The sequence below is a fragment of the Shimia abyssi genome (genome assembly GCF_003014475.1).
Taxonomy (GTDB): domain Bacteria; phylum Pseudomonadota; class Alphaproteobacteria; order Rhodobacterales; family Rhodobacteraceae; genus Shimia; species Shimia abyssi.
Genome location: NZ_PYGJ01000002.1, coordinates 161948 through 184495 on the forward strand (window position 1 = coordinate 161948; position 22548 = coordinate 184495).

26 protein-coding genes are annotated in these 22548 nt (G+C 57.4%); 20 read left to right on the forward strand and 6 right to left on the reverse strand.

The genetic code is table 11. From position 1 onward, the window contains the following. Positions 1–4 precede the first annotated feature (4 nt). From CLV88_RS04795 to CLV88_RS04815, 5 genes are all read right to left on the reverse strand, one after another. Positions 5–808 carry an aspartate dehydrogenase gene (locus tag CLV88_RS04795; RefSeq protein ID WP_106607242.1) on the reverse strand — a complete coding sequence of 268 codons (804 nt, stop codon included), beginning with the start codon at positions 806–808 and terminating at the stop codon, positions 5–7. A gap of 64 nt (positions 809–872) precedes the next feature. Beyond that, on the reverse strand, positions 873–1688 hold the full coding sequence (gene ehuA / locus CLV88_RS04800; RefSeq protein WP_106607243.1) for an ectoine/hydroxyectoine ABC transporter ATP-binding protein EhuA: 816 nt from the start codon (positions 1686–1688) through the stop codon (positions 873–875). Beyond that, on the reverse strand, positions 1688–2356 hold the full coding sequence (gene ehuD, locus CLV88_RS04805) for an ectoine/hydroxyectoine ABC transporter permease subunit EhuD (RefSeq protein ID WP_106607244.1): 669 nt from the start codon (positions 2354–2356) through the stop codon (positions 1688–1690). Before ehuD ends, ehuA begins: the two co-directional genes overlap by 1 nt. Positions 2357–2359: 3 nt before the next feature. Further along, positions 2360–3025: an ectoine/hydroxyectoine ABC transporter permease subunit EhuC gene (ehuC, locus tag CLV88_RS04810; protein ID WP_106607245.1), complete on the reverse strand. Its 666-nt coding sequence runs from the start codon at positions 3023–3025 to the stop codon at positions 2360–2362. Between the two features lie 65 nt (positions 3026–3090). After that, positions 3091–3936: a transporter substrate-binding domain-containing protein gene (locus CLV88_RS04815; protein ID WP_106607246.1), complete on the reverse strand. Its 846-nt coding sequence runs from the start codon at positions 3934–3936 to the stop codon at positions 3091–3093. 183 nt (positions 3937–4119) lie between these two features. Here CLV88_RS04815 and CLV88_RS04820 point away from each other — a divergent pair, with 183 nt between their 5' ends. The 16 genes from CLV88_RS04820 to CLV88_RS04890 all read left to right on the forward strand — a co-directional run bounded on the left by CLV88_RS04820 (position 4120) and on the right by CLV88_RS04890 (position 17610). After that, positions 4120–5277: a M24 family metallopeptidase gene (locus tag CLV88_RS04820; protein WP_106607247.1), complete on the forward strand. Its 1158-nt coding sequence runs from the start codon at positions 4120–4122 to the stop codon at positions 5275–5277. Next, positions 5274–6107 (forward strand): phytanoyl-CoA dioxygenase family protein, encoded by an 834-nt coding sequence (locus tag CLV88_RS04825; RefSeq protein ID WP_106607248.1) that lies wholly within the window; start codon positions 5274–5276, stop codon positions 6105–6107. Before CLV88_RS04820 ends, CLV88_RS04825 begins: the two co-directional genes overlap by 4 nt. 687 nt (positions 6108–6794) lie before the next feature. Further along, entirely contained in the window at positions 6795–7121 is a 327-nt protein-coding gene (locus tag CLV88_RS04830) for a hypothetical protein (RefSeq protein WP_106607249.1), read from the forward strand. 64 nt (positions 7122–7185) lie between these two features. After that, positions 7186–7764: a lytic transglycosylase domain-containing protein gene (locus CLV88_RS04835; RefSeq protein ID WP_106607250.1), complete on the forward strand. Its 579-nt coding sequence runs from the start codon at positions 7186–7188 to the stop codon at positions 7762–7764. Next, positions 7764–8054 (forward strand): TrbC/VirB2 family type IV secretion system protein, encoded by a 291-nt coding sequence (locus tag CLV88_RS04840; protein ID WP_106607251.1) that lies wholly within the window; start codon positions 7764–7766, stop codon positions 8052–8054. Before CLV88_RS04835 ends, CLV88_RS04840 begins: the two co-directional genes overlap by 1 nt. 7 nt (positions 8055–8061) lie before the next feature. After that, complete coding sequence (locus CLV88_RS04845) at positions 8062–8340, forward strand: VirB3 family type IV secretion system protein (RefSeq protein ID WP_096789458.1); 279 nt, start codon at positions 8062–8064, stop codon at positions 8338–8340. Then, positions 8330–10696 carry a VirB4 family type IV secretion/conjugal transfer ATPase gene (locus CLV88_RS04850; RefSeq protein WP_106607252.1) on the forward strand — a complete coding sequence of 789 codons (2367 nt, stop codon included), beginning with the start codon at positions 8330–8332 and terminating at the stop codon, positions 10694–10696. Before CLV88_RS04845 ends, CLV88_RS04850 begins: the two co-directional genes overlap by 11 nt. Beyond that, positions 10689–10847 (forward strand): hypothetical protein, encoded by a 159-nt coding sequence (locus CLV88_RS22950; RefSeq protein ID WP_165798810.1) that lies wholly within the window; start codon positions 10689–10691, stop codon positions 10845–10847. Before CLV88_RS04850 ends, CLV88_RS22950 begins: the two co-directional genes overlap by 8 nt. Next, entirely contained in the window at positions 10840–11988 is a 1149-nt protein-coding gene (locus CLV88_RS04855; protein WP_423827726.1) for a lytic transglycosylase domain-containing protein, read from the forward strand. Before CLV88_RS22950 ends, CLV88_RS04855 begins: the two co-directional genes overlap by 8 nt. Next, a complete protein-coding gene (locus tag CLV88_RS04860) occupies positions 11985–12764 on the forward strand; it encodes a type IV secretion system protein (protein ID WP_106607254.1) in 780 nt (259 codons plus the stop codon). The genes CLV88_RS04855 and CLV88_RS04860 overlap by 4 nt, the downstream gene beginning before the upstream one ends. 4 nt (positions 12765–12768) lie before the next feature. Further along, the gene (locus tag CLV88_RS04865; RefSeq protein ID WP_106607255.1) at positions 12769–13419 is read left to right on the forward strand and encodes a VirB8 family type IV secretion system protein; all 651 of its coding nucleotides are present in this window, start codon (positions 12769–12771) and stop codon (positions 13417–13419) included. A gap of 3 nt (positions 13420–13422) precedes the next feature. Beyond that, positions 13423–14118 carry a TrbG/VirB9 family P-type conjugative transfer protein gene (locus tag CLV88_RS04870; protein WP_106607256.1) on the forward strand — a complete coding sequence of 232 codons (696 nt, stop codon included), beginning with the start codon at positions 13423–13425 and terminating at the stop codon, positions 14116–14118. Then, a complete protein-coding gene (locus CLV88_RS04875) occupies positions 14111–15424 on the forward strand; it encodes a TraB/TrbI/VirB10 family type IV secretion system protein (protein WP_106607257.1) in 1314 nt (437 codons plus the stop codon). The genes CLV88_RS04870 and CLV88_RS04875 overlap by 8 nt, the downstream gene beginning before the upstream one ends. A gap of 2 nt (positions 15425–15426) precedes the next feature. Beyond that, positions 15427–16422 carry an ATPase, T2SS/T4P/T4SS family gene (locus CLV88_RS04880; protein ID WP_106607258.1) on the forward strand — a complete coding sequence of 332 codons (996 nt, stop codon included), beginning with the start codon at positions 15427–15429 and terminating at the stop codon, positions 16420–16422. Then, a complete protein-coding gene (locus tag CLV88_RS04885) occupies positions 16415–16591 on the forward strand; it encodes a DUF4177 domain-containing protein (protein WP_106607259.1) in 177 nt (58 codons plus the stop codon). Before CLV88_RS04880 ends, CLV88_RS04885 begins: the two co-directional genes overlap by 8 nt. Before the next feature lie 20 nt (positions 16592–16611). After that, positions 16612–17610 (forward strand): TrbL/VirB6 family protein, encoded by a 999-nt coding sequence (locus CLV88_RS04890; protein ID WP_106607260.1) that lies wholly within the window; start codon positions 16612–16614, stop codon positions 17608–17610. 68 nt (positions 17611–17678) lie between these two features. On the opposite strand, the gene CLV88_RS04895 is transcribed toward CLV88_RS04890, so the two are convergent. Beyond that, a complete protein-coding gene (locus tag CLV88_RS04895; RefSeq protein ID WP_106607261.1) occupies positions 17679–18140 on the reverse strand; it encodes a P-loop NTPase family protein in 462 nt (153 codons plus the stop codon). Positions 18141–18441: 301 nt separating this feature from the next. On the opposite strand from CLV88_RS04895, the gene CLV88_RS04900 reads away from it, so the two are divergent. From CLV88_RS04900 to CLV88_RS04915, 4 genes are all read left to right on the forward strand, one after another. Continuing rightward, on the forward strand, positions 18442–18918 hold the full coding sequence (locus CLV88_RS04900) for a hypothetical protein (RefSeq protein WP_106607262.1): 477 nt from the start codon (positions 18442–18444) through the stop codon (positions 18916–18918). Between the two features lie 217 nt (positions 18919–19135). Continuing rightward, on the forward strand, positions 19136–20233 hold the full coding sequence (locus tag CLV88_RS04905; protein WP_106607263.1) for an ABC-three component system protein: 1098 nt from the start codon (positions 19136–19138) through the stop codon (positions 20231–20233). Beyond that, entirely contained in the window at positions 20226–20717 is a 492-nt protein-coding gene (locus CLV88_RS04910) for an ABC-three component system middle component 2 (RefSeq protein ID WP_106607264.1), read from the forward strand. Before CLV88_RS04905 ends, CLV88_RS04910 begins: the two co-directional genes overlap by 8 nt. After that, positions 20714–22546, forward strand: a complete 1833-nt coding sequence (locus CLV88_RS04915; RefSeq protein WP_106607265.1) for an AAA family ATPase — start codon at positions 20714–20716, stop codon at positions 22544–22546. Before CLV88_RS04910 ends, CLV88_RS04915 begins: the two co-directional genes overlap by 4 nt. The last annotated feature ends 2 nt before the right edge of the window (positions 22547–22548 follow it).

A 22548-nucleotide genomic window follows, 5' to 3' on the forward strand; every position in this document is an offset into this window, starting at 1 on the left:
GGGGTCACGTCCCTACTTGCAAGGTTGAATGGAAACGCCGCAACAGGGCAATCACGCTTCGGGCGGTAATGATACCGGTGGCCGGGTTTTCAGCGCTCGGACGGCCCTGAATGGACATTGTAAAATCCGAGCTGTCGGATGTTACCTCTACCGAATGCGTGTTTCGCGTCAGGGATGGATCAGCCCAGACCTCCATGTGCGTCCTGTCCGGGCCAAGCCCTGCCAGGCTGATCGCGGCCGCGACATTCACGTTGGCGGGAAACTCGCGTGCCACCTCGGTGACACTGCCCGCAATGACTTGCATTGGCTCACGTAACGCGGTCAAATCAATCCCCGACCGCGCAACAAACGGCGCCTTCACCAGGCCATCGATTGGTTTGCGGGTGACAATCTTGACCGTATGGATTTTCCCGACGTTCGCTGCATTCAACGCGTCGAGCCCCAACATCGCCCCTGATGCGACAAGGATGCGGCCCCCGGTCTCGTCCGCAAGCGAGATCAGGTCATCCCGGCCAAGAAGCTGACTTGCCGAAAGGACGATCAGGTGCTTGCCCGCCCGCAACACAGGCTCAGCCAAATCACCGAACAACGCAGGGGGCAACGCCTCGATGACGCAATCGCTTGCCTCCGCCAAATCTGCGAAGTCGCGCACTGGTACCGGGTGTCTCAGATTTTCATTCAACGCGGCTGCTTTTTTGGCAGTTCGTGCCGCGATGCCGCTCAGCCCGCACTCGGGAACGTCGCCACGATCCAATGACCGCGCAACTTCAGCGCCAACAGCACCGATACCGGCAACTCCAATCCTCATGGCGCGCCCTTCCTGAGCAGCGGGTCTTCTGGAAACCGTTCTGGGATCAAAAGTGATCTCATGTTCAATCCGCCGCCTTCACGGCGGACAGGAATTGCTGTGTGCGCTCACGCTGGGGATTGCCGAACAGACCCTCCGGAGGACCCTGTTCTTCGATCTTCCCCTGATAAAAGAAACAGACACGGTCCGAGATATCGCGCGCAAAGCCCATCTGGTGTGTCACCATCAACATGGTGAGGTTATGTTCGGCCACCAGCTTGCGAATGACACCGGTCACTTCGCCGATCACCTCAGGGTCTAACGCCGAGGTGACTTCATCAAACAGCATTACCTTGGGGCGCATGGCCAGTGCCCGGGCGATGGCGACACGTTGCTGCTGACCGCCGGACAGACGTGACGGATGCTGATCCTTTTTGTCGATCATGCCGACCATCGACAACAACTCTTCGGAGCGGTCTCGGGCCTCGGCCTTTGGCAAACCCAGCACCTGCACCGGCCCTTCCATGCAGTTCTGCAGCGCGGTCATGTGCGGGAACAGATTGAAATGCTGAAAGCACATACCGATCGAGGACCGCGCCCGACGCAGGTATTTTGCGTCGGCGGGCACCAGAACCCCGTTTTTGGCCATATGCGTAAGCGGTTGGCCATCAACATAAATGACGCCGCCATTGATGGTCTCCAGGGTCATCAGCATCCGCAGAACGGTGGTTTTGCCCGATCCGGACGGGCCGATCACGGTGACCATCTCACCCTCCGACACATCCAGATTCAGATTGTCCAGGACGGTCAGCGCACCATAGCTTTTGGTTACGTTCATGAACCGTACCATCGGCACGTCGGGCCCGCTCAGTTCCAGTGGGTATTGCGACATATCTTCCATCAGTTCATTCCCAGTTTCTTACGCACCCAGGCTTCAAAGACCCGGATCAGCCCGGCAGCGGGCAGTGAGATCGCCAGGAAGATGATCCCGACCATGGTATAAGGTTCCAGATACCGGTAGTGTGACCCACCAATGGCATTCGCTGCCTGCATCAACTCGGCCACGCCGATAACCGAAAGCATCGGTGTGTCCTTGAATATCCCGACCAGATAATTGCCCATCCCAGCCAATGAGGGCGGCAGGGCCTGGGGAATGATAACGCGGAAATAGGTCTTGGTAGTGCTCAGGTTCAGTGCGGTACAAGCCTCCCACTGTCCTTTAGGCACAGACTCGAGGCCACCGCGATAAACCTCGGACAGATAAGCCGAATAATGCAGCCCGATCGCGATCATCCCCGCTACCCAGGGACTGAGGCGTATCCCGAATTGCGGGCCGACAAAGAACACAAAGAAAATCTGCAGCACCAGCGGCGTCGATCGGATGAACTCGACACATTCCCGCACCACCATTGTGACGATGCGCGACGGTGTGCGTTGCGCCAGTGCAAAAACCAGCCCCAGTACCACTGCGATCCCATAGCCGATTCCGGCAGCGGCCAGCGTGTTCAGCGTCGCCTGCAAAAGCCGGGGGAGAATTTCAAAGGTAAAATCCCAACGCCAGTCAAACATGGCCTAAGCCCTTCCCAGTTTGCGCGCCATGATGCGCTCGAGCCAGCGCATAAATGGGGTCACGATCAGCCTTGCAAGGATGTAATAGATGATCAGGGCCGTCCCAAAGGCCTGCGCAGACAGGAAAGTCGACCCGTTTATTTGCTTGGCTTCGAACATCAGGTCAGTGACCGAGATCAACGACACCAACGCGGTCGCCTTTAGCAACTCGATCATCAGGTTGCCCCATGGCGGCAGCATGTTCAAAAGCGCTTGTGGCAGGATGATGCGATACATCCGTTTGGCCGGGGACATCGAGATCGCATAGGCCGCTTCCCACTGCCCTTTGGGGACCGACTGAATGCCGCCGCGAACGAGCTCGGCACCATAAGCCCCAAGGTTCAGCCCGACGGCGACGAAACCGGCATAGAATTTGTCCAGCGTCAATCCGAAGAGAGGCAGGACAAAGAAGATCCAGTAGAGCTGGATAAGAAGAGACGTGCCACGGAAGATTTCAATGTAAACCCCGGCTGTCCAGCGCACGGCGACATTGCGTGACAATTTCATCAACCCTGCGGTCAGCGCGAGCAGAATGGCAAGCATGGCCGACAAGAAAAATTGCGCGATCGTGACGAGCGTTCCGTCCAGATAACGCGGTGCGTTCTGGGCGAGAAATTCCCAATATGACATGACGTATCCCGGATGGCGGACGTAAAAGGCGGGCTGAACCTGGCCCGCCTGCTAAAGGAATGCCGTCAACGGTTCTGGCAAATCCATTCGGTTTTCACGCTTGGATCCGGAACCTGCAGTTTGGTGTATTCGAATGGCGCGACCGCCGCGAGCATCTCTTCTGAACCCAGGTAATCCGCCTGAGCAGCGTTGAAGGCTTCAAGAAAGTCGCTGTCTTCCGGACGGAATCCGATACCAACCCAGTTCTGGGTCCATTCGGGCAGCGCATTGGGATCGGTGACCTCAAGCTCACCATTGGATTGGGCCGCCAGGTTTTTCCCGGTGAAGAACGTCACAGCGCCTGCATCAGCGCGACCAACACGCATCGCGGCAAGAATCTCGGTTGCTCCGGGCACTTCGAGTATCTGATCGGCTGCCACGCCTTCGCGTATGGCGGCATCAACCGTGTTATAACCCGCGCCTGTGACCATTGTGGCACCCTGATCCTTGATGTCAGCATAAGAGGTGATGTTTTTGGGATTGCCGACAGGAACCACAAAAGCATCGCCGAAAATCCCCATCGGCTCGGAGAAGTCGATACTCTCACAACGCGCTTCAAGAATGTACATGCCACCCGTGATGATATCAAAGCGATTGGCTTTAAGGCCCGGAATTAACCCGCCCCAATCTGTCACGACGGGCTCGATGTTGTCGTAGCCCATCGCCCTCAGGACACCCAGCGTGTGAACGTTTGCAAATCCAAGTGGGACGTCGTTGTCGCCGGGGAAAGCCCACGGCACTTCATTGGAGAAACCAATCCGAATGGTTTCGCCACTTTCAATGCGATCCATCAGCGGACCAGCAAGCGTCGACGTCGTGACCCCCACTATCGCTGTGGCGGCGAGGACGGTGGTTTTTAGTATCTGATACATTGAACTCTCCCTGAGTTGTTTTTCTGATTCACAGTTATTGGTATACCTTATGGGGAGAGAGGTGTTGAGGCAAGCAAAAGATAGCTGGAAAAATAGGGTTATTGCTGAGATAGATCTCACTTGACTGAATATTGGTATACCTTAATGGTTATAAAAAGAATCGAACTTAATGCGGAGATACAGATGATCGAACATGCCCCATTCCCCAAAGACGAGCTGGACCGTCGGATTAACCGGGTAAAAGCCGCCTTGGCCGAGCAGGATCTCGACGGGGTCGTAATCGCATCTCCGGAGAACATCTATTATCTGACCGGAATGGACCACTGGGGGTTCTTTGCGGCTCATGTTCTCGTTGTGAACCGAGATGGCGAGATGGCGCTGATCTGCCGGGCCATGGAAAAGATCACGTTTGACAATCAGGTAAGAAACGCCCGGTTCTATGGTCATCAGGATCACGAAGAGCTTTCTGACTACGTGGTACAGGCGATGAAGGACCTAGGCCTGTCCGGTGGTCGCGTCGCGCTCGAAAGGCGCAGCCTGTTCTTGCACCTGCATCATGCCGAAGGGATATTGGCAAAGGCGGAGGGCGTCGAATGGGCGGACGGATCCGGTCTGGTCGACAACCTGCGACAGGCAAAGTCCCCGCTGGAAATCGAATACACACGCAAGGCCGCCAAGGCCGCAGATGTCGGCATGAGCGCTTGCATTGACCTGATCCGCGACGGCGCGACAGATTATGAGATTGCCGCTGAGTACATGCGCGCCTCGACTCTGGCGGGTAGCGAGCCGACCGGCTTTGGCCCGTTCATTCGCCCTGCCACTCGCTCGGGCGAGGAGCATACGACCTGGCGCGGCGAAACCTTCCGAAACGGTGACGCGGTGTTTCTGGAAAACGCCGCATCCTATCGCAAATATCATGCGCCCATGGGGCGACTGGTGCATGTGGGCAGCGCGCCGGAGGGTGCTGAGAAATCGGCAGAGCTGGCCATGGACGGCATGAAGGCAATTTGCGCTGCATTGAAAGTAGGCGGCAAGGCCGGGGACGCATATGCCGCCTGGCGCGAAGTTGCGGCAAGCGGCGGCCTGGCAGACTACGAACGGCATCATTGCGGCTATATGGTGGGCATCGGATTCTCGCCCAGCTGGACAGGTGGTTCGATGGTGACCAGCCTTTTCCCCAGATCAGAGCGCACGCTGGAGGTCGGCATGGTGTTTCACGCTCACAGCTGGTTCACGAACACTGATGTCGTCGACTATTTCATCTCGAACACGGTCATCCTGACCGAGGATGGTGCCGAAGTGCTGACCGCCACAACACCCGAGAGCCTTGTCATAAAATGATGACACGCACCGAAAGGCACACAATGCTGACCCAAGAGCACATAGCCGCTTATCAAAACGATGGCGTGGTTCGGATCAAAAACGCATTCTCGCAAGAATGGCTAGACGAAGTTCGACGTTCGATTGAATTTGGTCGCGCCAATCCGGGGCCGATGTATCTGGACTATTCCAAAGACACCAATCCGGGTACCTACTGCGCGGATATGTGGATCTGGCGCGAAAATGCCCACATGAAGAATTTCATTTTCAATTCTCCAGCGGCGGAACTTGCAGGCGAAGCTATGGAGGCCAGTTCAGTTGCGCTCGTGACTGACAATTGGTTGGTGCGCGAGGCCGGCGCGGTGAACAGAGCACCCTGGCACCATGACAATCCCTATTTCGATGTCAGTGGCGAATGGTGTATACTGTGGATGGGACTTGAACCCGTGCGTCAGGGTGAGGGCGTGGTTTTTCTCAAAGGTTCTCACAAATGGGGGCGCAAATTCATGCCTCTCAGCTTTGCCGGCACCGGACAAAAGGCCGCACTGCAAGAACCCTATGAGCCCACACCGGACTTTACTGAAAATCTGGCTGATTATGACGTGCTGGAATTTGATCTGGACCCCGGTGATTGCCTGATCTTCGATTCCCATACGTTACATGGCGCGCCCAATCCCGTACCGCCTGAACGTTCCGTCAACCGTCTGACAATGCGCTTCGCCCACGGGAATGCAGCGTTTGAAAAACGAGGCAGTTGGACCGACGCACAGACTGAATACTGGCAGGCTCATGGCATGAAAGAGGGCGAACCTATTGTGGGCGATCTGCTGCCGCTTGTGTGGAGCCGGTAGCTCCTTTCCGACTCCGACGCCAAGCGGCGAAAGAACAGTTCGAATTCGGTGTCTCATGATGGATTCCAATGGCCGGTTCAGCGACATCGGTTGCCTCCCAGCGAAAAGCTTGCCGCAGCTGCGAAGGAATGCTGCGCTAGCAATAGCGGCGCCAGCAAATGTCGGCAAAGTCCCGCCTTGGCGACCTTCGTCGCCGCGTTTTTGAACGGCAGCTTTCTCTACAGTGAGGACGGGCGTCATTTCCTCACGCGGCCCTGAAGCTCCAAAACGCGCGCGTAACCTTCGCTGACCTCGCGCGCTTGTTCGAAGACCTCTCGCCGCTCCTGATCCTGACAACGGAAGTACCTGCTCGACTTCGGCAAAATACGCCTCAGCATCACGCCTCAACAGGTCAGATATGCCCTGACATCATCGGGATCGGTGGGCATCCATGGCGACACTGGTGGCAGGCAACTGCCTGCGATCGAGGCTGATCCCCAACCCAAAACAGCCAGAGCCGCCCATGTTTGTTTCAAAAGCGCCATATTATCTTGGCTCAGCCACTCTGTTGCAGTAAATTCGTTTCAACGCATGAAAGGCGCATTAATACAAAATGCACCTATTGATTGCAAGATTATAATATTGTATCGGTTGGGTGGTCCATGAGGGACTGCCGGGCCAATGCACAATTCTGTAAGGCTCGATCCTATGAATTTGATGCAAGACGCCCCCAATGTTGTCAGCGAAGACGGGCTGCGCACACTGCTTGCCGAAGGACATTCGGCGGATGTTGTGTGCCGGGTTACGCCCACACGAACAGGTGCTCAATGGTCCGGAGTTTGGACGGTGCATTGCGTCTCGCCAGATGGCGAGACGCGTCGCCTGCTCGTTACCGCGCGCAACAACATGGCAGCTCGGGAATTCAAGACAATCAACGGCTTATCGAGCTTCCTTGCTGGGCTGGGCGTTTCGATCATTTCTATCCCGATGTTTGAGAGCAAAGTCGCCTCGCATCAGCTGGACAACGCGGACTAAGTTACTTGCCGCCCTCGCAGCATTCCTTGCTGCACCCGCCTATTCTGAAGGCTTCGTTCTTTCCATGCGGGCTGATGGTCAGCTGGAGACCAAAGCACCGCAATCGGGTTTCGCACAGAGCTATGTCGACGGTATTGGCGCAAACCCACCAAAGCTGATCGTTTTCGCCACGCCTGAGCGTGAAGCACCGCCTCCTGCACCTACCCGCGTGGTTCCCCGCCCCGAGATCCTCGCAGCCCTTGAAAGCACCGCGCATCGCTATGGCGGGCACCCTGCGCTGCGCCGCGCCGGTCTGTCGGTGACGGAATGGCAAGTACTCTTCCAGGCGAACATCGAAATCGAAAGCGCCTATCGACCAAATGCGCGCAGTTCCACAGGCGCGATTGGCCTCGGGCAGTTGATGCCTGCGACCGCTGCGCAGCTCGGTGTGGATCCCCATAATTGGCAAGCAAACCTCGATGGTTCTGCCCGTTACCTTTTGATGATGCTTGCACAGTTCAGAACGCCAGAACTTGCGCTGGCCGCCTATAACGCGGGACCCGACGCGGTCGCGCGCTACGGCGGCATTCCCCCTTACCGAGAAACCCAAAACCACGTGCGCCGCGTCATGGCCGTGCGTGATCGACTAACTGGAGCCTCCTGATGCACACACAAATCCGTACGATCCTGTCGCTGGCTCTGGCCAGTTTGATGATTGCCGACCCGGCTTTTGCGCAGAGCATTGACCTTTCGCCGGTGCAGAACCTTTTGCAAGGCATCGTCGACACGATCACTGGCCCCTTGGGCATTGTGATCGGCACCCTAGCTTTGATCGGTGTGTTTCTCTCCTGGCTCTTTGGCATCCTCGACTTCCGCCAAGCCCTCTGGGTGCTGGTGGCAATCGCGGGCATCGCGGCCGCGCCGACCATCGTAACCGCCATCTGGGGCGCGTAAATCCGGCATGGCAACGCAAACCCGCCTCTTCCTGGGCCTGATCCGGCCGCCAAAGCTCATCGGCTTGCCGATCATGTATGCCATGGTCTGGCTCTTCGGGTTTGTGTTGTTGTTTCTGTGGGTCCAAAGCTGGCCAGTGATCATCATTGCCGCTCTAGCCTATCCTGCGCTGTGGAAAGCGGCAGACTGGGATCCGGCCTTTCTTGAGGTGATGGTTACATCGCTGCAGGAAACGCCGCCTACCCCGAACCGCAAGATCCATTCTGGGGACAGCTATGCTCCGTGATCCTTCGGATGATCTTGCAACGCTGCCAGACTGGGCGCGCAAAGAGCGGCCGATGGCCAGCATGCTACCCTATGTCAGCCTCGTGAATAAAGTGACGATCCGCACGCGCGGCAATGCACTGTTCCAGTGCATCCGTCTTGACGGCGTCAACAGCATGACCAGCGATGACGCGCATTTGGAAAAAATCCGCGCGCTCTTCGCGGCGATCATCGCGCAAATCGGGCCAGAATACAGTTTCTACGTGCACAAGGTCTCAAAAGCGATCGAGACCGTCTTGCCCCCGGTGCCCAATGAGGGGTTTGCGCAAACGCTCGATACCCGTTGGCAAGCGGCGATGGCGCTGGCCGGATTGCGAGACAAAACTCTCACGCTCACGGTGCTAAAGCGTCCTCCCCTTGGAACGCGGCTGCGTCTGAAGCGCTCGGACTCAATCGCACAGCTGAAAGATCAGACGGCCAAGCAGCTGCGCAAGCTCGAGGAGGTCGTCGGGTTTCTGCTGTCGTCTTTTGCCGAGATGAACCCGCGTCTGCTCGGCGCTGAAAGCGGCGAGCTACTCGGGTTCCTCGGAGCGCTCAATATCGGCCAAGAGCGACCCCTCTTCGCAAAATCCCGCTTTGGCATCATTGCCGAGGATGTTGCCAACACCCGCGTCACGTTTCAGGGGCGAAGCTTCACGCTCGACGATGGGAAGGCGGGCAAGCGGTTTGGCACCAGCTTTGCGATCAAGACTTACCCAGCCAAAACCTGCTGCACCATGTTCGATGAACTGAACCTGCCGGTCGACATGGTGGTCACGCACTCCTTCACACCGATCAACAGCAACATCATGGCCAGCCGGATCAAGCGCCAACAGCGTCTGATGAAGGCCAGCGATGACGGCGCGATTTCCCTCGCCGAAGAACTGGTCGACGCGCTGGACGACTTGGAATCCAAACGGCTCAGCTTTGGCGATCATCACATGACAGTCACGGTTTTCGCCGAGGCCGAGGAAAAGCTAGAAACCATCGCAGCTGAAGTGCGCAACATCGCCGCCAGTGAAGGCGTTAATCTGGTGAATGAGAGCTTCGCAGCGCGCACCCACTATTTCGCGCAACATCCAGGCAACGGACAGATGCGCAGCCGTAAGGCCGCTATCACGAATACGAACTTTGCCGATCTCGCGGCGCTGCATCGCAGTCAATTGGGCAAACCCGGAGACAATGTACCTTGGGGCAAGCCGATCAGCCTGTTTCCAACGCCTGAACGCTCGGGCTTCCTGTTCAACTACCACGAGACCGGACAGCCAGACAAAGAGCCGACCGGTGGCCATACTTTGATCCTTGGCCGCCCTGGCTCTGGCAAGTCGGTGTTGTCAGCTTTCCTCATGACCCAAGCCCGCCGCTGCGATGCGCGCGTGTTCGTTTTTGACTATCGCGCGGGCATGGAAATGGCGGTGCGGGCCAATGGCGGGCGCTACAGCGCCATCAAGGCGGGTGAAGCAACCGGCCTCAACCCTCTACGCACGGAAATCGACGGGCGCGGGCAAGCCTGGCTCTCCGATTGGTTGGCCACGCTGCTGCATCGTGCCGACAAGCCCCTGAGCCCGGTTCAGATCAACCGCATCCAAGAAGTGGTGCGCCAAAACGCCGGGGCGAGCGATGCCGCCCTTCGCAACTGGCAGGATCTGGCCTCGCTCTTTGTGGCAGGGGCGGACGAAGGGGATCTGTTCGAACGGATTCAGGAATGGACCGCTGATGGTCGCTATGGCTGGATCTTTGGGCAAAGCGCCGAGGATACCTTCTCGCTCGATGGTGATGTCGTGGGGTTCGACCTGACCGGCATTCTCGACAGCGAAAGTGAGAAGGAACGCATGGCGGTCCTGTCCTACCTGTTTCGGCGGGTGGAGCGGGTGATCGAGGATCGCAAACAGACGCTGATTATCATCGATGAGGCCTGGAAAGCGCTCGACAACCCGTATTTTGCCGACCGGCTGAGCAACTGGCTGGTCACTGCGCGCAAACAGAACGCGGTCGTCGTGATGATGACCCAATACGCAAGCCAGCTTGAGAAAACCCGCACCGGCAAGACGATTGTCGAGGCGGTGCCGACGCAGCTTCTGCTTCCAAACATCCGCGCCTCGGCCAGTGATTACACCATGCTCGGTCTCACCGAAAAAGAACTCGGCGTTCTGCTCGGCACAGGCAGCAATTCCCGCTTGGCGCTGGTACGCGATGATCAAGGCTCGGTGGTGATCGACGCTGATCTAAGCGCCCTTGGCCCTTACCTCACGATCCTTGGCGGCATGGAAAAAGGCGAAGCGCTGGTTGGTGCAGATTATCGCCAGAATCCCGATTTTTGGAGACAGATGGATGCGTAGATTGCTCGCCTTGACCCTCACCCTTTTGACCATGACAGCCTGCGCCGAATACCGGCCGTCAGAGGCAGAGTGCTTCAACTCGTTTGCTGAGGTCAGCCGCAGCGACTGTAATTTTGTGCTGCTCGGACCGATTGGTAGCCTGGGTGAATAGCTTCCGCCCACATATCCTTGCGGGCTTGGTCTCGCTGGCCGCGCCAATGGCCTTTGCCCAAGGTGTGCCAACCTTTGATGTGGGCATGTTCCTGCAGCGCGAGCGCGTGTTGCAACAGGGCGAACAAGATCTGGCGCTGCAGCGGGATCGGTTGACCAAAGAAGAAGAGCTTGAAGAGCTCGAGCAAGAGCAACTCGACGCACTGGAAAACATCCTTAATGCCGCGACGTTGGCCAGCGGAAATTCAGGCGCGCTGGTCGCGAGTTTGGAAGCAGGCTCATCACCTGAAAGCGCTGCAGACACGCTTTACGGTCCGGTCGACCCGAACCCCGGCGCGGCCCAGATGTTCGGCGATGCCTCTGGCTCCATCGAACAGCTGATTATTCGCGCGGCTCAGGAAACGCACCATATGTCCGGCGTGGGCGCGGCGAGTTTGTCGCCCAAGCAATGGCGCTGCCTATTGCAGGCCCTGATCTGGCAAGAAAGCCGCTTCACCATCGGCGCTCGCTCCCCGGTCGGCGCATTCGGCCTGACCCAAATTATGCCCGGCACCGCGCAGGATCTCGGGATTTACCCGGCCTATTATGAAAACTCCTACATCCAGGTCACCGGCGGCGCGCGCTATCTGGCGCAGATGCTGGCGATGTTTGATGGCAACATCATTCACGGGCTGGCCGCCTACAATGCCGGTCCTGGCAATGTGCAGCGCTACAGCGGCGTGCCGCCTTTTGCTGAGACCCAGCACTACGTTCAAGTAATCCCTGAGCGCTACAATCTCTACCTTGCCCGTGTTGGCGGCGTCGATGCGCTTGGAACAATCGATCCCGTTCTACTCGCCAACTCCACCATGAGCCTCACCTCCTTCGGCGCAGGGGTCTATGGCGATTACTCCTTGGTCTCGGTGCAAGCGGCCGCGCTGCGCGTGCAGGACATCATCACCCGCATTGGCGAGACAGATGACATTCACGCGGCCATGTCGCTCAACACCTATGCGCGGGCCGAGCTCGCTCGCCTGATCGCAATTCGCACGCGCCTAAAAGCCGCCCATACCCGCCCGCTTGGCTCGGCCGAGCTGGCCATGGCGGCCGCGCAGGCCCGCGAACAAGACTTCATGCAATTCGATCTGGAGGCACTCCGATGATCCGCTTTCTTTCAGCCATAGCCACTTGCGCGTTGTTGTTCGCGTCACCCGTATCTGCCCAAGGCGTTCCGACGGTCGACACGCGCAACATCGCGCAGGAAATTCGCCAGCTGCAGCAGATGCTGGAGGATTTCGGGATCCAGACCGACCAGCTCGACACGCTTCTCGAACAGCTCGACCTGGTGCAACAGCAACTTGACACACTCAATGAGACCTATGCTGCCCTGACCGGCGCAACAGACATCATCGAGATGGCTATGGGCGGCGATCTTGACGGCCTCCTCGACCAAGAGTTCGGTGATCTCCTTGGCACCATCCGGCAAATCCAAAGTGGCGATTTCAGCGGCCTTATCGGCAATGCCGCACCTCAGATGGAAGGCCGCATGACGCAAGCCTTGGAAGATGCAGGGTTTGACCAAGACAGCCTGTCCGACATGGCCAGCAGCGGCAATCCGGGCGCGGAACGCATCGCCAGCCAGGCGAGCACCGGGGCGGTGATGTCAGCGGCGGCTGAGAACAGCTATGAAGAGGCCGCGCAATCCCTCGAACGAGTGGAACAGCTTGTCTCTCTGATCCCGGATATGGAAACGCTCAAGGAAGCCGTCGATCACAACACTCGCGTCACAGCTGAACTCGCGATCGCCATGACGCGCATGTGGGAACTCGAAGCCATTCAGACCGTCGGCGCGGGCCAATCCGGCGTGGTTGATGCCGCCACGCTGGCCGAAGAGCGCCGCTACATGGACTTCACCCTGCCAGACCTGCGCGCTGACTGATCCCATGAACAGTGAGGCAGAAATCATCGAAGAAGAGCTCGTCTACGGCGCACGACGACGCGAGCTCATGTGGCAGAAACTGGGGCTGACAGGCATGGCGTTTGGCATCGCAGGTTGCCTCGCCGCCGCCCTCGTGGCCCTGCTCGACGTGGACCCGCCGCCCATGATCGTGCCCTTTGATAGCCAAACCGGCATGGCCCTCCCCAATGCCATGGTCGAAGCGGTCTCACTCACGGAACGCCCCGCTATCATTGAGGCACAGGTCTACCGCTATGTCATTGATCGAGAGACATACAATCAGCTCGACAATGACGTGCGCGTGCGGCGGGTCCTGGACCAGTCGGACGGCGCGGCCGCTGCAGGACTGCGCGCGCTTTGGACCAGCGGCCACGAGGCCTATCCGCCAGACAGTTACGGCACAGATGCCCGGCTTGATGTCGAGGTGCTTTCGATCACCCATATCAGCGTCAATCGCGCCCAGGTGCGCCTGCGCAAGCAGCTCAACTCACCGCGCGGCTCTCAAAACGGGCTATTCACCGCAACGTTGATGTTTGAGTTTCGGCCCGAGAATAGCCGGTCGATCGATGATGTCTGGCAGAACCCCTTCGGCTTCACTGTCACCGAATACGCGATCCGCTCGGATCGTTTGGAGTAACCCATGCCCCGCCTGTTCCTGATCCTCGCCTTCCTCGCTACGCTCACTGGCACCGCCTTTGCCGAAACCCAGCCGCGCCAAGGTCCCTATGATGCCCGCGTTCGGCTGGCCACCTATCAGGATGGGCAGGTCTACCGCATCCGCACCAGCCTGACCCATGTGACCAGCATTGAATTCGGCCAAGGCGAGACCATCCGCTCGATCATTGCAGGCGACACTGAAGGGTTCCTGTTGGATGGTGTGCCCGGCGGTCAGGCCTTTGCCATCAAACCCGTCTCGCGCGGCGCGCATACAAATATCACCGTCTACACCAATCGGCGTAGCTACTATTTCAACGTGACCGAGGCGAGCTCGCCGACCTTCTACGTCATTCGTTTCACCTATCCCGAAGCGGCACCACGGCAATCCCGAGTGGCCGCAAGCCAACCTGCAAACCACGCTTACGGCGTCAGCGCGCGATCCGAGATCACCCCACGCGAAATCTGGGACGACGGCACCTTCACCTATTTCCGTTTTGCAACGAACGCACCGCTTCCCGCGATCTTTCGATGGTCTGGGGGCAATGAGCGGAGCGTGAATGCGCACGCGCGGCCAGACGGCGTGATCCGCGTGTCAGGTGTCAGCGATCGATGGGTTCTCAGGCTCGGCGAGGACGAGATTTGCGTCCAAGAGATGAGCGAGGCAAACCGCGATGAGTGAAACAGCTGAGCTTAAGAAGCGCCTCGAAGCGCTTGAAGGAAAACGACAAAACCCAAGGGCACGGCCGTCTGTTGTCACTATCGCCCTGGGCATCGGGGCAATCGCCGCCCTTGGCGGCCTCTTGCTGTTGTTCTCTGGCGGCTCTGAACCCGAAAGCCTGGAAACAGCCTCACCGGATGAATTCCAAGCGGCAGGACCGGGGTTTGGTACGCTCGAACCCACGCCTGCGCCGATTGAAACATCGCCACCGCCTGAGCCGGAACCGGCCAGCGAAACAGAAGAGCTGCGTGCGCAAATGGACGCCATGCGGCGCGAGCTCGAAGCCATGCGCAACGCACCTGCACCTGAAGCTCCAACTGTCGACCTCGAGGCATTGGAAACCTTGGGCGCAGAGATCGACGCCCTGCGCAGCGAGGCAGCTGCAACGCAAACCGCCTTGCGCGAAGAGTTGGAAGAACGTGCGCGGCAAATCCAGCGCCTGCAGAACGATCTTGAGCTTGCACGCCTGGAAACCCCTCGCACGCCTGCACCAACCGGCCCAACGGCCGAAGAGCTGCGCCTTCAGGAACTCGAGCGGCGACGGCAAGCGGAGCTTGAGGAGCTGCAAGCCCGTATCGCCAGCCCAATCATCGCCTTTGGCGGCACCGGAGGCGGCAACAATGAACCCGCCGCGCAGCAGCGGCGGCTTGATGGCGACACAGACTTTGTCCGCAACGGCGCTGAACCTGCTGAGGTGACGCAAGCCCAGTTGATCGTGAACCCTTCAAACACTGTTGTTCAGGGCACGATGATCCAGGCCGTGCTCGAGACCGCAATCGACAGCTCGCTCGCCGGTCAGGTCCGCGCGATGGTGTCCGAAGATGTCCACGCCTATGACGGCTCGCGGATCCTGATCCCGCGCGGCGCGCGTCTGATAGGACGGTATCAATCTGGTCTCGACATCGCGCAGCAACGCGTAACCATCGCCTGGGACCGGATCATTCTGCCCAGCAACCAGACTGTTGAAATCAGTGCCTTCGGTGGCGACGAACTGGGGCGGTCCGGCACAACTGGATTCGTCGACAGCCGTTTCGGCACGCGGTTTGGGTCAGCCGCCCTGATATCGCTGATCGGAGCCTTGCCCGCCGTGGCAGCCCAGAACACCGAAGATGAGATCGCCTCGGATGTCCTTGAGGGCATTGGCGAAGACCAGCAAGACAGCGCGCAAAGCGTGATTGGCGAATACCTCTCCGTCTCGCCCGTGATCTATGTCGACCAAGGAGCCCGCGTCACAGTGATGGTCGACCGCGATCTGGAGATCTTCTGATCATGGCGGCCAGCTATCTGCAAAGCTCGATGGACAAGATCCCCGAGGCGCGTGATCCGAAGCTGATCGAGCTTTGCATCAACCCCGACGGCACGCTGTGGGCGGAGTTTCAGGGTGATCACTTCATGCGGTCCCTCAGTCGTCGGCTCTCGCCCAATGAGATCAAAGACCTTGGCAATCAGATTGCTTCCGCCGCGAACACCACGCTCAGCCGGACCAAGCCCATCGTGTCGGTCAGCATCACCTACCGTGACCGCCCCATCCGCGCGCAAGTCATCCAGCCTCCCGCCGTTGATGGCGGTTATGCGATCTCCCTACGGTTCTTTGCGGACCTGCCGCTGGAGCAGATCAAGCTGTCCTACCTATTCGGGAAAGAACGCAGCAATGAGGGCGCAAGGCGCAAGTGCAATGCCGAGCTGCGTGATGTTGTGGCCACGGGCGACATCGATGCCGCGATCAAGTTTTGCGTTATCTACAAGCTCAACATGATCGTGTCCGGCGGAACCTCGACGGGCAAGACCGTCACGGCGCGAAAGATCCTCTCATTCGTCTCCGCTGACGAGCGTATCATCACCATTGAAGAGGCGGCCGAGCTGCGCCCGACGCAGCCAAATGTCGTCACGCTGATGTCTGACCGCGACGAAGCCATCCGCAGCGCTGATGTCCTGCTGACCTCTTCCCTGCGCATGCGGCCTGACCGCATCGTCCTGGGCGAAGTGCGCGGCAAGGAGGCCATGACCTTCCTCGAGGCCATCAACACCGGGCATGGCGGTTCTCTCACCACGCTCCACGCCGAAACACCGCAACTGGCTGTTCAACGCTTGGCGATCGCCGCCCTGAAAACCGATGTGCCCATGACCTACCAGGACATGAACGACTACATCACCCGCTCGATCGATGTGATCATTCAAGCCGGTCGTCATCACGGCGCGCGCGGTATCACCGAATTCTACCTGCCGATTGATCCGGCCCTAGCAAAGGAAACAGCCAATGTTTGAATACAAGATTGAACAGATCAACACCGCGAAAACAAAGCCACCGAAGGTCGAGGCACAGCTGACCGCCCTTGGTCAGGATGGCTGGGAGCTCGTCTCGGTCGTGCCAGATTTCGATGGCGAACACATCCTAAAGGCCTTCCTGAAGCGGCGCACTGGCGCAAGCGCCTAAACCTAACCGAGGAGACTCCGATGGGCGTCGTCACCTGGATGGTTGAGACAACCGACAACTTTCTGGCAGACGCAGCCCAAACAACTTTTGGCAACGTCGCGGGGCAGCTCGGCGGCGTCATCGCCGTGGCCTCGACGCTCGCCGTGATCGGCGTCTTCCTCAACATGATGTTTCAGTACAAATCCATGGATGGGCGGACCGCGTTCTGGTTCGCCCTCAAGCTCATGCTGATCTCCCTCTTTGCGATGAATTGGGTCCAATTCAACGCGGTGGCCAGTGCCCTCATCAACGGGCTCGACCAGCTCGCAGGCGGCATGGTGGCAGGGCTTGGCGGCGGCGGTGCAGGTGCGTCATACTTTGCCGAGGCCTTTGACGACCTCATCGAAGAGTTCGGCGACTACCTAAACGCGGCCGGTGACAACATGCATTGGATGGCCGGGGCCCTGATCGGCGCGATCGGCGCGTTCCTCTTGGGCGTCATCGGCGCTCTCTGCGGGCTTGTCCTGATCTTCGCAATGATCATGCTGGCCTTCATGATCGGCATCGCCCCAATCATGATCGCACTATCGCTGTTCGATGTCAGCAAGGACTATTTCCATCGCTGGCTGTCCAGCACGGTATCCTATGCGCTCTACCCACTCGTGATTGCAGGGGTGTTTTCCACCGTCGTCGGGATGTCGCGCTCACTCATGACCGAACTCGGAGACCCCACCGGCGCAAGCAACATCGGCGCGCTGGTGCCCTTCTTCATGATGATGTTCCTCGCAGGCGGCATGATCATCGCCACCCCGCTGATCGTCCGCTCAATCTCAGGCAACTTCATGATGGCCGGACCGCCGAGCATTCCGGGACCGGGCGGCTTCGCCAAAGGCTTGATTGGCACCAAGGGCTCAAGGGCGCGGGCACGGTTTGGGTCCAGGTCAAATGCTGAGATTGCAGGGGCTGGGATACGTCAGGCAGGCAATGCGACCGTTTCGATGATTCAGAGAGTTGCTGAACGGGCGAAGCGCTTAGAGTGAAATCGGCCCTTAGCCACCATTGATAGCAGACTGGGGGAACATACCCCCCAGCCGATGGTTGGTCTAGCTTAAGCTTCCGCCTTACGATCTGCTTGAATGGCGAGATCGATTACGTAATGGACCAGAAACGCCTCGATCAAAGAAAGCGCGTACTCGCTATCAATTGGAAGCATATCGGAGCTTAAATGGTGATTATCGACGTACTCTGCCGCATCCCAGAGCCGCCGCGTTTCAACTGGGTTATCAGGCTCAATCCGACGTATCACCATTTCGAACGTGCTGTTGGCCAGCTCAATCGCTTCTTTACGGTAAGCATCATCGACTGGCAGAGAAGTGATCTGATAGCCTGTCCGAGGTCGTACAGTCGGCTTTGGCTTCTGTGCTTCATAGTCCCCGATCAAGAGACCCCAGCTCGCATAGCCTTCTTCGTTGGCGATACGCGCATACGCTTGATTGAGCGGGATTCCCTCAGAGCGGCGCAACAGCTTTGCTTTGCGCTTAAGTTCATTGATCGGTGCTGATAGGTTCATTTGAGTTTCTCCTATTGCGAGCAAAAATACACAATCCCTCCTTATGTGTGCGCTCGAACAGAAAAAGCTCTATTTCAAACCCTGCATGCTGAATACTTTCCCGTCGGAGGGGGGAGGCTGGGGTGTCAGCTCAACCTAATGATACTTTCATACAAGACGGGTTTCAAGTGCCACCGGCCCAAAGCTCCCGTTGAAGAAACCCACAAGTGCTTCAGGGCAGCGTATCCAAATCGGACGTTACTTGCTACCAATCGCTAAGCGGCTATGGTTATGCGGTTTTCATAAGGGCGCGGCAGTTTCGATGATTATTAAAGTAGACTATGCAAAGACTGAAGAGCATCCAGTTCAAGCTATCGAACTATTCAAAGTCATGATGCGGCTTGAATTTTCCATCAAAGAGATTGGCTACTGTAAAGCCACAGGTAATCAAAATGCATCGGTCGATTGGGATCGGTTTGCTAATGAGTGTCTTGGGGCAGTATTCTTCGATGCTGTTAAAACAGCAGGTAGAGCAGTCACCTTAATCGAGACACCACCCAAGCGCCAAGCCGCTGACGGAAACGGCCACCTGAGTTGGGAGCAGACTGGCCCAGTATCGAACATACAAGATTTAATCGGGTCTCTTAGACGTGTCAGGAACAATTTATTCCACGGAGGGAAAAGCGGCGACCCCGACAGAGACCGAAACGACGCGCTGGTCCGAAATGCCTTGGCTGTGATCCATGACATCTTGCTGCGTGATCAAGATCTGCGAATGATGTTTGAAGGAAAATACTGAGCCAATCGGCCGGCGGCCGTATGCAGATCGTTTCTTCGGACCAAGTGACGCACCGAATGTTTGACTTCATCTCGCCCCACACACTGAGCACTTCTTAGATGACGAGAGCTTCCCAAGTTCCCAATCAGTAAAATTGGATTTAGAACGCCCATGTCGTTTGACCGTCGGAGCAAAATAGAGTCTCCTATAAATTGTCGGGAGATAATGAGAAAACCAATTGATTGAAGACAGCGACCTGAAAGAGATTAAACCTAAACCTGCGACATGCGCGGCATCGCCGGAGCATGTGATCAGTGGTTTGCCGATTCCAAAGGTCATGCGCATCCGCACTTTCAGCCCCGACGACTGGGAAGATTTCATTGAAGAGTGGTCCACGAGCCTATCGGGCGCTTACTTAAAAGTCAGGCGTTTCGGTGGATCGGGCGATCTCGGCGTCGATATCGCCGGGTTCACCTCCAAGACTGGATTTCAAGACGTTTGGGACAACTACCAATGTAAGCGCTATGATCATCCACTACGGCCGAGTGATATCTGGGTCGAATTAGGGAAGATCATCTACTACTCCTATAAAGAAGAGTACCTCCCGCCGAGGCAGCACTATTTCGTTGCCTCTCAAGGTATTGGCACGACGCTCGAACAACTGCTCAACAAGCCTGATACGCTCAAAGCCAAGATGCGCGAAAACTGGGAAAAGCATTGTGAGAACGAGATTACCTCGACCGAAGAGATTCCTCTTACCGGCGCCCTCGAAGCTTATTTTGACGCTTTTGACTTCAGTATCTTTACCTCAAAGTCTCATGTCGAACTGATCGAAGGGCACAGCACGACTGGTTATCACGCCGTCCGTTTCGGTGGGGGCTTGCCACCACGTCCCGACCCAGGCAAGCCGCCAACGACGCCGGAGGATTCAGAAAGCCGCTACATCAGACAGCTTCTCGACGCCTATGGTGATCAGCTCGGGACGGCCATGAACGATATTGTTGCACTTGAGGCCAATGTTCCGATAAAGCGCGACTTCCTGCGGCAGAGAGAGCGCTTCTACCATGCCGAGTCGCTGCGCAATTTTGCGCGTGACACGGTGCCGGAAGGAACGTTTGCGGCGCTACAAGACGAGGTTTGGCATGGGGTTATCGATATCTGCGAGGGGCATCATCAGGACGGATTCGAAAGGATGCGTACAACGCTGACGCAGGCGGCTGCACTCTCATTCACTGCAAACCCGCTCTCGTCTGTCACTAAGAAACAGGACTGCCAGGGGATTTGTCACCAGTTGGCCAACGACGATCGATTGACGTGGGTGCCGGATGATGGATAGCGATCGCAGCCCCACTCCGTTTAATAGCCCGCTGGAGACCGGTGTTCGGTCGCTGGCAATCTTGCATGCGGCCTTTCCTGCGGCGTTCGACCTCCAGCGTTTGGTTGAGATGGACTATCTGGTCGTCCATTCCGGTGACGCCGAAGGCCCGGAAAGCCTGCACGCCCCGTTGCCGCTGCGTGCCGGAGAGCTGCTTGTTCGGCATAGCCTAATTGAAAAAGGCCTAATTCTGATGATGAGCCGTGGCCTCGTGCGAAAATTGCCTGTACACGAAGGTTTCGCCTACATCGCCTGTGAGGCTGCCGCCCCGTTCATCGCCTCATTGAGTGACGAATATTCTGTGAATCTGAAAGAGCGCGCTTTGTGGGCCGTGCAAAGGTTCGCCGACATGCCGACCGATGAAGTCCGACGCTTTACGCATCAGTTCTTTGCGCGCTGGTCGAGCCAGTTCCAGTCCGTCCAACAGATAGGAGATGGCGCATGAGCGATGGCTATCTCCAGCTTCGAAGTATTCGTTTCCGCGGTCCAAAGGCGGGGGCGGAGCTCGATTTTCAGTCCGGCGTGAATGTGGTCTGCGGTGCCTCCGACACTGGAAAGTCATTTCTCGCGGATTCGATCGACTTCATGTTGGGCGGTTCCGCGCTGAAGGAGATTCCGGAAAGGGCAAAGTATGATCAACTCAACCTTTGTTTAGCGGCAGCCGGAGACGAAGAGTTCAAATTGCAGCGCTCGATGTCCGGCGGCAATTTTAAGCTGTTTGATCTGAGCGAAGGCGATGACGCAGAGCCCAAAACGCTCAAACAGAACCACGCGCACGATAAAACTGACAACTTGTCAGGATATCTCCTCGACAAGATCGGTCTCCTCGGAAAGCGAGTACTCAAGAGTAAAGTGAAGGGCACAACGCAGAGCCTAAGCTTCAGAAATCTTGCGCGGCTCGCCATTGTCCAGGAAGGCGAAATCCAGCAAACCGGCTCGCCCTTTTGGAGCGGCCAATACACGACCAAAACTTCCGAGATCGCCACCGTCAAACTGCTTCTAACCGGACTCGACGACTCTTCGGTTGTGCCTGATGCTGATCAGTCTCCCGACAATACCCGCCAGATCGCCCTTATCGACGAGCTTCTCTCTGACCTACAGACAGAGATCGAAGACCTTGGCGAAGATCGGGAAGAGCTTGAAGAGCAACTCGAAAGACTGGAAGGGTATATCGAAACCCGACGCGAAGAACTTTCCGCTTCACAGAAGGCCCTCGACGAGCTTCTTGGCAAGCGCAGGGAGCTGTTCGAGCAAAAGCAAAAAGCCTCGGACCGACTCGACGAAATCATTGATCTTCTCGCCCGTTTCAGGTTGCTTGCCGACCACTATGATGTCGATCTCAAAAGGCTCACCGCCATCCAAGAGAGCGGCTCGATGTTTGCCCATGTTGAACGGGTGGCCTGTCCGCTTTGCGGCGCAGAACCGGAAGCGCAACACGTTGATGAAACATGTGATGGCGATGTCGAGGCCGTCGTTGCTGCGGCGACAGCCGAAATCGAAAAGATTCAGCGGCTTCAGGAAGAACTCGAATCGACGGTTGCGGATTTGACAGCAGAGTCAGGAGAACTCTCGGTGTCTTTGGAGGCCATCGAGGCCAACTACGACGCGCTGAATGAAGAAATTCAGAAATCCGTCGGGCCTGACGTCACCGAGGTCCGCGCTTCATTTTCTGCGCTCGTTGAGGAGCGCTCCAGTGCCCAAAGGGCCGCTGATCTATTTGCCCGGCATGACAATCTCGTTGTCAGAAAGACCGGCTTGCTCGAAGAGGACGACAATCCTGAGTCCACAAATTCGGATGTAACAATTGGCATACCTGAGTCTGTCGCACACGAGTTTTCTGCAAAGGTTTCAGAGATATTGAAAGCCTGGCATTTTCCTGGCGAATGTCACGTGTACTACGACAAGGTCTCTTCCGATTTCGTAATCGACGGAAAACCAAGATCGAGTCGCGGCAAGGGCCTTCGCGCGATCACTCACGCCGCAGTGAACATAGCCCTGCTCGAATACTGCCAGTCAAACGGTCTGTCGCATCCCGGCTTCGTTGTTCTCGACTCCCCGTTGCTTGCGTATTTCAAACCTGAAGGTGACGAAGAGCTGGCTCTAAAAGGCACGGACCTGAAAGAACGCTTTTACGACTATCTCATCGAGCACCACGGACTGGACAGCCAAGTCATAATTATCGAGAACCAGCATCCGCCAGAGCGCATCGAAGAGCATGTGGCCCTGACAGTGTTTACAGGCAATCCGACCGCCGGTCGATACGGCCTTCTCTAAAG